Origin of the sequence: Nostoc sp., assembly GCF_036918015.1 — a bacterium.
Taxonomy (GTDB): domain Bacteria; phylum Cyanobacteriota; class Cyanobacteriia; order Cyanobacteriales; family Nostocaceae; genus Nostoc.
In genome coordinates this window covers 1-12,083 of record NZ_JBALEO010000026.1, presented here as the reverse complement: position 1 = coordinate 12,083, position 12,083 = coordinate 1, and the positions used below count along the sequence as shown (strand labels likewise).

General features: G+C 45.1%; 8 protein-coding genes and 1 pseudogene. 7 read left to right on the top strand and 2 right to left on the bottom strand.

Going from position 1 to position 12,083, the window contains the following annotated elements:
- Window positions 1-11: 11 nt before the first annotated feature.
- Both V7K61_RS06500 and V7K61_RS06495 read right to left on the bottom strand, forming a co-directional pair.
- The gene (locus tag V7K61_RS06500) at window positions 12-1,199 is read right to left on the bottom strand and encodes a glycosyltransferase family protein (protein ID WP_335051995.1); all 1,188 of its coding nucleotides are present in this window, start codon (window positions 1,197-1,199) and stop codon (window positions 12-14) included.
- Window positions 1,200-1,278: 79 nt separating this feature from the next.
- The gene (locus tag V7K61_RS06495; RefSeq protein WP_335051993.1) at window positions 1,279-2,526 is read right to left on the bottom strand and encodes a glycosyltransferase family protein; all 1,248 of its coding nucleotides are present in this window, start codon (window positions 2,524-2,526) and stop codon (window positions 1,279-1,281) included.
- Window positions 2,527-2,836: 310 nt separating this feature from the next.
- Between V7K61_RS06495 and V7K61_RS06490 the strand changes: the two genes are divergently transcribed.
- The 7 genes and pseudogenes from V7K61_RS06490 to V7K61_RS06460 all read left to right on the top strand — a co-directional run bounded on the left by V7K61_RS06490 (window position 2,837) and on the right by V7K61_RS06460 (window position 11,913).
- On the top strand, window positions 2,837-3,460 hold the full coding sequence (locus V7K61_RS06490) for a 4Fe-4S single cluster domain-containing protein (protein WP_335051991.1): 624 nt from the start codon (window positions 2,837-2,839) through the stop codon (window positions 3,458-3,460).
- Window positions 3,461-3,948: 488 nt separating this feature from the next.
- Window positions 3,949-4,122: pseudogene (locus V7K61_RS06485) on the top strand (DUF4070 domain-containing protein); the annotation flags it as partial.
- Window positions 4,123-4,434: 312 nt separating this feature from the next.
- A complete protein-coding gene (locus V7K61_RS06480; RefSeq protein ID WP_335051989.1) occupies window positions 4,435-5,070 on the top strand; it encodes an FMN-binding negative transcriptional regulator in 636 nt (211 codons plus the stop codon).
- Window positions 5,071-5,860: 790 nt separating this feature from the next.
- Entirely contained in the window at window positions 5,861-7,225 is a 1,365-nt protein-coding gene (locus V7K61_RS06475; protein WP_335051987.1) for an LLM class flavin-dependent oxidoreductase, read from the top strand.
- Between the two features lie 72 nt (window positions 7,226-7,297).
- A complete protein-coding gene (locus V7K61_RS06470; protein WP_335051985.1) occupies window positions 7,298-8,665 on the top strand; it encodes an LLM class flavin-dependent oxidoreductase in 1,368 nt (455 codons plus the stop codon).
- Between the two features lie 195 nt (window positions 8,666-8,860).
- The gene (locus V7K61_RS06465) at window positions 8,861-10,399 is read left to right on the top strand and encodes an amidohydrolase family protein (RefSeq protein WP_335051983.1); all 1,539 of its coding nucleotides are present in this window, start codon (window positions 8,861-8,863) and stop codon (window positions 10,397-10,399) included.
- A 449-nt stretch (window positions 10,400-10,848) separates the two neighbouring features.
- Complete coding sequence (locus tag V7K61_RS06460; RefSeq protein WP_335051981.1) at window positions 10,849-11,913, top strand: SidA/IucD/PvdA family monooxygenase; 1,065 nt, start codon at window positions 10,849-10,851, stop codon at window positions 11,911-11,913.
- Window positions 11,914-12,083: the final 170 nt, after the last annotated feature.

Below are 12,083 nucleotides of genomic sequence, written 5' to 3'. Positions count from 1 at the left end.
CCTTTCTCAAGCTAGGCAACTTTTTGCTTGACTGCTAAAGCTTTTAAGATGTTTGCAGTTTTTTCAACTCCTCCAGAATCAAAGCTAATTTTATTAGGCTGCTCTTTGAGGTAATTAATAATATTAATTGCCAGATAATCAGGTTGCAAATAATTATGATTAATAAATTTAACAATTCCTAAATTACTTAACTTTTCGGCTCTAATTGTTTGTTCTCGATCCTGATTGCCTGTAAAGGGAAGAATCATCGCTCGTACACCTGTTGTTAAAATATTCATTGTGGTGTTATAGCCAGACATATTGATCGAAAGGTCTGCTTTTTTCATGTAATTTAGTAAGTAAGGAGTATAGCGTCGAATATAGATATTTTTACTAAATTTTGCCATTTGTTGCAGTTCTTTAAATTTTGAATTTGGGATGAATGGGCCAGTAAAAACCTGAATATGATGTGGCAATAGTTTCTCTAAAAAAGGGGCTGTATTAACTACACATTCAAGCAAATCATGACCAAATCTCCCACCTCCGACGCTAGCTAAAATTAGGGGTTTATCTGATTTAATAATTTCCCGATCTTGATCGGTTAAAATAGGATTTGTTGGTGGCTCTTGCACGACATATCCGGTGTAATATACTTGACATTTGAGGTCATTAACTCTAGAAAAGGTTGCTTCTAGTGGGACTAATTCTGGGTCGCTGTGAACTAACAGCATATCGAAATATTTGTTGATTAACTTACATACTTTCTCTTCATGCTTTACTTGTTTTTCCGGTTTAACAGCTACAATATCTCGCAAGCTAGAAACTATTTTAGTTGACCCTTTATTTGATTTTGCTAATTCTAATAATGGAATTAATTCAAAAGAAAAGCGTCTTCTCCCAAAAGGAAATAACTCAACAATCAAAATATCAGGCTGGAATTGCTGAAAGATTTCCAGAAGTCGATTTTTTCTAATTTCTTTGGCTTCATTAAGGCTAAAGGCATCATCTACTACTTGTAGTTCAGAAAATTCTGGGTCAGTTTTAATTGCAGGCAGATTGATAACTTCCACACCAGCAGGAATTTCAAATCCTTGAATTATTTCACCACCATTAATAAAACAAACTTGGAAGTCTTTGGTTAAACCCCGTACAATTTCCCGACTGCGAACCAGATGCCCCATACCTAAAATATGTTGGCAGTAAAACATAATACGTTTCATGAAAGTTTCACCTCTGTCATTTTGGATGGTTGAAATCAGGCAAACGAAAGATAAAATAAATACTCTTCTTACTTTTTACTTAAACAATTTTGGCAATCATCGCCAATTTCGGTAATTTTACTGATTGGTTGTAGCAAAATGGAATCACGCTCTTTTTTTTTGCTAGTAAGGTAGAGATGTATTGGGTAATTTGGGGCAAACCATTGAGATTAATTGCTGTTTGAGAAATCTGCGGAGTTTGGAGTTGTTGTAACAGCGATCGCAGTAATATATCTGGAGTCAGATGGTTTGGATGAATCGCTGCTAAAACCCCCAATTTTGCCAAATTCTCTGCACGAATGCACTGTTCTCGTGATGGCTTAATTCTGGGTACTACTACTGCTGGCTTACCAACTGAGAGAATCTCGCAAGTTGTGTTGTAGCCACCCATTGCGACTACGGCATCTGCGGCGGCGATGTAACTCATTAAATCATCGGTAAATTCGTCTATCTGCACTTGGGGATATACAGCAGCTTTCAGTTTCAGTGCAGCTTGGTGTTCTAGAGGCATTTCTGGGCCACATATAATTAAGCTTCGTAATTTATGGGACGCTGGTAACAATACCAAACTCGATAAATATGTGTCAATTAACCTGTAACCATCTTCCCCACCACCCGGCGTAACTAAAATGAGTTGTTCTTCTGGATTTAATCGCAACTCACTACGGATGAGATTTGGACTTTTACGCCCTACTTGTTTGCGGATGTAGCCACAAAACTCTACCTTCTGGGCAACCATTGGCGGTAGTTGATATTCTTGGCGAATGTCGAAAATTTCGGGATTACCAACAACAAGCACGCGATCGTAAAATTTTTGTATTGCTTCGTAGTAACTATGCTTTTGCCATTCTGGGATTGTCACATCTGGATGATCTAAAATGTCGCGCAGCAGGAGAATTAGGGAAGTTTCCGGCAACTTTATTTTGAGATATTCGATAGCCGCTTTTAATTCATTACGGATACCATAAGGCTTTTTGTCTACTAGAAATATATCGGGTTTAAAATTAGCGATCGCAGATAAAATTAACTCTGAGCGTAATTTCACTGTTTCATTAATTTCTGTCTCCAGATACTTGACAGATATTTCACCTAATGAATCCCGATTTAAGCAGGGTAATTTAATATAATCGAGTCTTTTCGGAATCCGAAAGCTGTGCAGCATCGGCGAACCAGAAACAACTAAAATAGAAAGTCCTGGAATCGAATCAAGTAAGTGGGTGCAGATTGCCAGCATTCTGCGAATATTACCGAGACCGAAGCCATCGTGGGAATATACCATCAGTCTCATGGTTAAATGTCCCTAAGTTATTCAGTGAATGGATGCCATACTAACTTAAGTAGCTTCCCAAGCTTACATGAGTCTTTTATGAAACTTTGATGAGAAAATTCTCATCATTTATTTTTGTAGCAATTGTGTAATAAATTTGACAAAAATCCTAAAAAATTCAGTCTAGCAAGTTCAAGCAGACTTTTCCAAACCCCCAAAATTTTTGAGAGATTAATCATTAATTAAATCTCCAGTTATATAACCATTGTCACGGTTATCTAACTGGAGATTCGCTATATTTAACAGTTAACGACTAAAAGGAGTTAAAGAGATGGAAATTAAGCCAACTGACCCATCGCTAGCACTCATGGAAATTCCCCCAGGCTATCTCAATATTATGGGTTACGTCGATCAGTCAGAAGTTAATGGCCCTGGTTGTCGTGCAGTCGTCTGGGTACAAGGTTGTCTGCGTGAGTGTCCTGGCTGCTTTAATACTAACTCTTGGTCTTTTGAGGCTAACCAATTAATTGCTGTTGATGCTCTAGCCGAAAATATTCTCAGCAATCCCCGCAACACGGGTGTAACATTCTCTGGTGGAGAACCGTTTTGGCAAGCGGCTGCACTGGCATCTTTAGCCCAGAAGGTAAAAGCTGCTGGTTTAAATGTCATGTCTTTTACTGGGTTTACTCTTAAGCAGCTACAATCCCAATCTGCACCGCCAGGTTCCCAAGCATTGTTAGAACAACTCGATATTTTGATTGACGGGCCTTTTGTACAATCTCTGGCAATTAATTCTCCAAATTCTCCAGTCTCTTCTAGCAATCAACGCGTTCGGGTGTTAAACCCGGCTTTCCAAGACCAGATTACTTGGGCTAGCGACCAGATAGAAATCCACATCCTCAAGGATGGTGGCCGCATTGTCACTGGCTATCAAGGTGGACTGGAACTAACATAAGGGCACAGGTATAATCATACGTGTCAACTTAAGGTTAAAGCCAGTCTATAACTAGCTTTTAGAGATTGTTTTGTCAAGAGTCTCTGAGTGGGAATGCAGATTAATGGGCTGCTGCTTGCTGCCTCCTGAATTAGCGGCAGAGTCGCATTGAAAGAGCATTTTCAGTTCTACCCGGAAACTAGATTTTAAAATGATCCAGGGATAAAAAAGACGGGTTGCAGCCCGTCTAAATAGCTTGAAAGTGCAAATACACCTTGTATAGTATTGAAAATAACACAGTTAATTTTCTTAGAGTTGCCAATTTGCCAAGTCACAAAAAGAACAGGTTAATGCAAGAGACGCAATGAATCGCGTCTTTACGATCTAAATTTTCATCAAAAAATCTTAACCCAAGCGTATTGGCTTATAAACCAATACCTTGCGTTAAGGGTTATTGCTAACACCTATCGGCGATCGCACAGGTATCTTTCGCTCTGACGGTGAAAAACCATCAGCATAATCCGGGTGGGGTGAGTAGCTATTTAGCTGTTTGTGCCCAAATTGAGCATTTCTTGGAATATCGCCAAATTGTCCGGGATGAAATTGAGGCGCAAGTGGCTGAATTTCTGGAAGCAGAAGCTAGGGTAAAACCGGAAGCAGAAGTGATGGAAGTATACTCATAGCATTTAGAGTAAGGGTTTCAGACTTCCATTAAATGCCTCTTTCAGCCTTCCCAATTAGACATCTCCGAGAATTAATGCATGACCCCTCTCCAAACCTCTCCCCGAAACGGAGAGAGGCTTTAATTCCCCATTCCCTTGTAGGGAAGGGGGGTAGGGGGGTTAGGTCTGCGCGTAAATTTAAGTTTCTAAATCTTTTTCGGAGATGTCTATTACACCAGGAGATAATCATTATCTCTTGGTGTGGAGTGAACGATCAAACTATGACACCTCTCGTTATCATATCCAGAGGAATGAGACTGAGGTTAAAGCATCATGTACATCCCAAATGCTTTTCGAGAAGATGATATTGAGAAACTTGTTGCCTTCATGCGTGCGAATAGTTTTGCCACATTGGTGTCTATTCTTAATGATGTTCCTGTTGCCTCACATATTCCGCTAGTTGTCACAGTGCAAAATAATGTAGTTAAGCTATCAGGTCATCTTGCCAAACCAAATCCTCAATGGCAGGTGTTTGGGGGAGGCGAGGCACTTGCTGTCTTCACGGGGCCCCATGCTTATATCTCGCCATCTTTATATGAGAAGCAAGAGAGTGTACCGACGTGGAACTACATCGCTGTACACGCATCTGGTGTGCCCCAAGTTATTACCCTTGGTGATTCGCCAGAATTGATGGATAAGATGATTGAGCAGATGATTGACACATATAGCTCTGAGTATAAATCTCAATGGCATAGCTTATCCGATAACTTTCGTGAAGGAATGATGAACGGCATTATTGGTTTTGAGATGACCATCACACGACTGGAAGGGAAATACAAACTTAGCCAAAATCGCAGTCATTTTGACCAGAGTAATGTTGCACACACGTTGCTACAAAGTACAGAGCCAACTGTTCATGCCATCGGTGCTGCTATGAAACAGAATCTTGAAACCAATGAAGAGTTATGAGTGCTGAGTTCTGAGTGCTGTTAGCGGTAGCGGGGCGTGAGTTGAAAGACCGCCCACAAGGGGCAGGACTTCTACCAAGTACATAAGTACTGAGTAATTATTAATTTACTCGCTTGCTGAGGCACTCACTACTCAGCACTGAGTAGGGTGAACAATTGCCAGAGTGAAATGAAAACCCTCAGTTTCTAGTCGTGGGGAGAGGTCAAGCGAACCTAGAGTATTATCTAACAAGCTTTGGGCATCATACATAACTATATACTCCGCAAACAAATAGTTTGCAATACTTAATATTCGTAAAACTAATAATTAGTATTTCATGAGATTGTGATTGCCAGCACATCTTTTTTTGTATTTATCGTATAGGCTCATATCTGCTGGGTAAAATTACTAGATCAATTTATGGTAATTCGAGCACCAAGCAGCAGAATTCCTAATTCTGCTGTGCTATTAAACTTGCTTACAATTCGGTTATTTGATTTTTGAGCAATTATTAGGTAACTGAACGGTAAGCTTAGTTGCTAAAGAGCATTCCATGATTACATTCAGTACTGACGTAGCCATATACCAATGGCACGAATAAAAGTGCTAACCCTTGAGATTACTGCTTTTGGGGTGTAGGGAATTAAGAAGAGTAGAGCTAGGTTTCACACTCTTAAATGCAATGTCTCTTAGCACTACACCCTGGCAAAGGCGAGGTTTCACTTTTTCTTCGTGCCGATTCAGCTATATACAAATCAGCGATACCAACCATAAAGCTACTGCTAAGGCAATTTTAAGAAAAGAAAAAAGCATGAGTACAACACGCAAAATTCGTTTAGGTGCATTCATTCAAGCTACCGGACACCATGTCTCTGCTTGGCGACACCCCGATTCACAAGCAGATGCGGGACTGAATTTCGAGCATTATAAAGAAATAACCCAAACTGCCGAACGTGGGTTATTCGATGCAGTTTTCTTGGCAGACAGTCCAGGAGTCTGGGGCGGCGCTCCAGAAACTCAGCATCGCAATGGTAAAATTGCCCATTTTGAGCCTGTCACCCTCTTCTCGGCCTTGTCCACTGTAACCCAAAACATCGGCTTCATTTCCACCGCCTCGACCACTTATGAAGAACCCTACACTCTGGCACGTAAGTTTGCTTCCCTAGACCACTTGAGCAAAGGCCGGGCGGGGTGGAATGTAGTTACTACAGGCAATGAGAATGCTGCACGTAACTTCGGACTTGAGCATCACCCAGAACACAGCCAGCGTTATGAACGTGCTGAAGAGTTTGTGGAAGTGGTGAAAGGTCTATGGGATAGTTGGGAAGACGATGCTTTCATCCGTGACAAAGAATCTGGGATCTATTTTGACCCGGATAAACTACATACATTGAACCACAAGGGCAAATATTTCTCGGTCAAAGGCCCTTTGAACGTCGGTCGTCCGCCCCAAGGTTATCCGGTGATTGTTCAGGCTGGAGCCTCCGAATCAGGACGGGACTTAGCCGCACGTACTGCCGAGGCGATTTTCACCGCCAATCAAACCCTAGCTGATGCCCAGGAGTTTTATGCTGATATCAAAGGCAGGCTAGCACAATATGGGCGATCGCCAGAGGATCTCAAAATTATGCCTGGTGCTTTCCCAATCATTGGCCGTACTGAATCAGAAGCTCAAGAGAAGTACGAATTTCTGCAATCGTTAATCCATCCAGATGTCGCCTGGGGGATTTTAAAGAACTATTACAAAGGTGTGGATTTGTCGCAATATTCTTTAGATGATGTGGCTCCCGAACTACCTAGCGACACCAACACTAACAAAAGTCGTCTCAAACTAGTCAAAGATTTGGCTACTCGTGGCAGTCTTACGCTGCGTCAGTTGTATCTCTCTCTTGCTACTGCACGAGGTCATCGCACCATACTTGGTACTCCCGAAACCATCGCCGACCAGCTAGAAGAATGGTTCAACAATGGTGCAGCCGATGGCTTTAATATCATGCCGCCAATCCTTCCCACAGGATTAGATGAATTCGTTAACCTAGTCGTTCCCGTCCTTCAAAAACGCGGACTGTTCCGTACCGAATACGAAGGCAGTACTTTGCGTGAAAATCTGGGATTGCGTCGTCCGACCAATCGTTTTGCTGCTAAACAACTAGATGAAAGATTGGTGTTGGCGTAAATGACTTTTCATATCTGCACTGTGCTGAAGCAGACATGAAGAGCAATTAACTATCGGACTGTAAAAAAAGATATGAGTACAACACGCAAGCTTCGTTTAGGTGCATTCATTCAAGCCACCGGCCACCACATCGCCGCTTGGCGACACCCCGATTCACAAGCTGATGCTGGGCTAAATTTTGAGCATTACAAGGAAATTACCCAAACCGCCGAACGCGGCTTATTCGATGCAGTTTTCCTGGCCGATAGCCCCAGCCTACAAGATAGTGGTGAACCAGAGGTGCTGAAGCGCAACGGCAAATTAGCTAAGTTCGAGCCAGTAACGCTATTTTCTGCACTGGCCCCACTAACTAAACACATTGGCTTTGTTGCTACCGCTTCGACCACTTATGAAGAACCCTACACCCTTGCCCGTAAGTTTGCCTCACTAGACTATCTGAGTAACGGTCGAGCAGCCTGGAATGTAGTCACCACAGGTAATGAGAATGCCGCAGGTAATTTCGGTCGTGACGAACACCTAGAGCATAGCCAGCGCTATGAACGCGCCGAAGAGTTTGTGGAAGTGGTAAAAGGTCTTTGGGATAGCTGGGAAGATGATGCTTTCATCCGAGATAAAGAATCTGGTGTCTATTTCGACCCAGATAAACTGCATACACTCAACTACAAAGGCAAACATTTTTCTGTCAAAGGCCCTTTGAATGTTGGTCGTCCGCCTCAAGGTTATCCGGTGATTGTCCAGGCCGGTGCTTCGGAAGTTGGGCGTGAACTGGCGGCACAGACTGCTGAAGTTATTTTTACTGCCAACCAAACGCTAGAAGACGGACAGGAATTTTATGCTGATGTGAAAGGCCGGTTGGCTAAATATGGCCGCCAACTGGACGATCTGAAAATCATGCCGGGCGTGTTCCCGGTGATTGGCCGCACTGAATCAGAAGCTCAGGAAAAATACGAATTCCTGCAATCGCTAATTCACCCATCGGTAGCATGGGGTTTATTGAAAACCCGTTATAAGGGCATCGATTTATCTGGCTATTCACTCGACGATCTCGCACCACCATTGCCCAGTGATACCAACGGTGGTAAGAGCCGCCTGAAGTTGCTGACGGATCTTGTAAATCGCGGCAACCTCACACTGCGCCAGTTGTATCTCTCTGTTGCTACGGCGCGGGGTCATCGCACGATTATCGGTAGTCCTGAAAGTATTGCTGACCAGTTGGAAGAATGGTTTATCAACGGTGCAGCAGACGGCTTCAATATTATGCCGCCAATTCTGCCCACAGGATTAGATGATTTTGTTAACCTAGTTGTCCCCATCTTGCAGAAACGCGGACTGTTCCGTACCGAATATGAGGGCAGTACTTTACGTGAAAATCTCGGATTGCGTAGGCCGGGTAATGGTTTTGCCGCCAAACAAGTAGATAAGAATCTGGTGGTGGCGTAAATGAATTTTTCATGGATGCTTATGTCATACCTTTTAAAGCGTACTTTCTGTAGATCGCCACCTACAGAAAATTGTACAGAGACGCAATTGTGTGGAGAGACGCGATAAATCGCCGTCTCTACAAGAAATGTATTTGTCGCAGCATTGGATGCTGAAAAAAACCTGTAATTTTTGTGCCGTAGGCAAGGAAAAAACATGACTGAATATAGCCGATTGAAGACCTCACGCTCTGCTGCAATCAGAGCAACCCTTGATTATCCAGTAATCGACACCGACGTTCATACCAATGATTTCACCCCAGCTTTTGAGGATTACATCGCTAAGTACGGCGGTGTGAAACTTGTAGATGAGTTACGCAAAACTGAAGCTTCCCGTCTTAACTCCAAGAGCAACGGTAAAGACTGGTATCAACAAACCCCTGAAGAACGTCAATACAACCGCACCATCCGATCGCCTTGGTGGGCTAGAGTTACCAAAAATACACTGGATCTCGCTACTTACACCCTCCCCGGATTGCTCTATGAGCGTCAGGCGGAGCAAGGATCGGACTATTCGGTGCTGTTTCCCAATAATGTCTTAGCACCGGCTGGAGCGAGTGCAGAGAATCGTCAGGCGCTGCAACGCGCGGTCAATCACTATCATGCTGATATCTACCGGAAATATAGCGATCGCCTAACGCCGGTTGCTGGCATTCCCTTAACTACTCCCGAAGAAGGCATTGAGGAGTTAGAGTTTGCCGTGAAAACACTTGGCTTAAAGGTGATTAATATCACTGGCGGTGTAAAGCGGCCGATTAAGGCGATCGCTGATAAATATCCAGCCGATAAATTCCCCGAAATCGCCAAGTATGCTTCTTATATCGACTTCTACGGACTAGATAGTGAATACGACTACGATCCCTTCTGGGCAAAGGTCGTGGAACTGGGCGTACCCGTCACCACCCATTACGGCAGTCAGGGTTGGACTGGACGCTCCTCCATCAGTAACTACATGAACAACCATATTGGTCACTTCGCCGATGGTTCGGAAGCATTTGCAAAGGCGCTGTTCTTCGGCGGTGTTACCAAGCGTTTTCCCCAGTTACGTGTAGCAATGCTGGAAGGTGGCGCAGATTGGGGTGCGCGTGTCTACATTCATTTGGTGGATCGGTTCTTGAAGCGCAATATCAAGGCACTGCAAAACTACAATCCAGCGTTGACCAATGCTGATGAGCTATTTGAGATATTTGAGCGCTACGGTGCAGAAGTTACTCAAGGGCATTCCCTCGATAAGGATGAATTGACCAAAACTGTACTGGGAGCTTCATTCAGCCGTCATAGTCGTGCGCCAATTGGTAGCGAATTGAACGATTTTGCCGCCGCAGGTATTGAAACAATAGAAGACATCCGCGATCGCTGGGTGAATAGTTTCTTCTTTGGTTCCGAGTCCGACGATCGCACCATCGCTACGGCATTCAATGACAAAGCCAATCCCTTGGGAGTCAAGATCAACGCCATTTATTCCTCCGATGTTGGTCACTGGGATGTACCAGACTTAACTTCCCCATTGGCTGAAAGCTGGGATCTCGTGCAAGAAGGCGTTATTTCCGAAGCCGACTTCAAATCCTATGTATTCGCTAATCCCTACAAGTTTTACACCCAAGCTAACCCCGATTTCTTCAAGGGTACAGCGATTGAATCCAAGGTAGGTAACACCGAATTTAAACAAGTAGACAAGAACCTAGTAGTGGCATAAAAGGCGAGATGAGGGAATTGGGGGAAATTATTCTTCCTCATCCCCCTCATCCTCATAGTGTTTCACCTTGGGAGATTGACATGACGATAACGACTGATCCTGATGTTGGGGCCCGCGAGGCGCTACGCCTAATCGGCCCCGATCCCGATAACTGGATACCCGATCGCCAAGGTGTCGATCATAACGTGACGGTTGTGGGTGGTAGCGGCAGCGGCAGCACCTTTGCATTTGCGCTGCGACGCGCCGGCATCGGCCGCGTGACAGCGATCGACGCGGCCGAAGACGAGGCCCATGCTGGCGTGTGGCTCAATCGAGCGCGGATGAATAAGCTACGCACGCCGAAAAATTTGCCCGGTCCTGAACTTGGTATCCCGGCGCTGTCGTTCCAGGCATGGTATGAGGCGCGACACGGTGCTGATGCCTACGCAGCGATTGACCGCATCCCCAGGTTGTTATGGGCTGAGTACCTTAGCTGGTATCGGCAGTTTTTGGGCATCCCGATTCGTTATCGGACGCGGTTGGTGCGGATTGAGCCAGTGGAAGGTTTCTTTCGCCTGCACCTTGAGGTGAACGGTGTCCCACAGGTGGAGACTACACGCAAGATTATCTTTGCCAACGGTGTGGCTGGCACTGGTGGCCCATACGTGCCACCAGTGTTAGATAGTTTACCACGCAGGCTGTATGCCCACACCGCCGATACCATCGACTTCGCCGCATTGCGTGGCAAAACTGTAGCAGTGCTGGGCGCTGCGGCCTCAGCCTTCGACGCCGCAGGGGTGGCGCTGGAATCGGGTGCAAAGGCGGTGCATTTGTTTGCGCGGCGACCGGCGATCGCATCGCTGCCGATAAATCGCGTGCGTGGGTATCCTGGCGCTTACTACAACTATCCAGAACTACCCGATGCAGCCCGCTGGTTCCAAGCTTGGCGTTTTCGTCAAATTGGTTCTACACCACCAACCGACGCAATTGAACGGGCGATCGCATTTCCGAATTTCCACCTACACCTATCTGCAAACTGGAAAGCAGCACACGAACAGAGTGGGCACATCGTCGCACAGGTGAACGACGATATTTTCGAGTTCGATTTTGCGATCGCAGGCACAGGCTATTTCGTTGATCCGACAAAGCGGCCAGAACTGGCTGATTTTGCACAGTATATTGCACTTTGGCGCGATCGCTATCAACCACCAGCCGACCAACGCGCCGACGACTTGGGCACACACCCCTACCTTGGCAGCGCCCACGAATACCAAGAGAAAGTACCCGGTAGCGCACCTTATCTCAAGGATATCCACGTCTTCAACCCAGCCGGTTTTGTGAGCTTCGGTCTGCCCATCGGCGATGTGCCCAGCATCCGGCGTGATGTCCCGGCAATAGTGTCGCGTATCACTCATGACTTATTCTTCACCGACTGGGCACTGCACGAGACACGAATCACAAGCGACAACATCGCACCAGACTTCGATGCTTCGCTGTACGCCGCCGCAGTTTGGAAACAGCCTGTCAAGGCTTAACAGGGGACTGGGGACTGGGGTATGAGGAAGCAAGGGATAAAGGAAGCAGCAAGGGAGAATTATTGAACAATTTTCGGCGTTGCATAATAGAGGGATGAATTGAGGTCTTCTACTGTGCATTGTCCATACTGCAAGTCTACTAGGATTAGAAAAAATGGTAAACGCCGAGG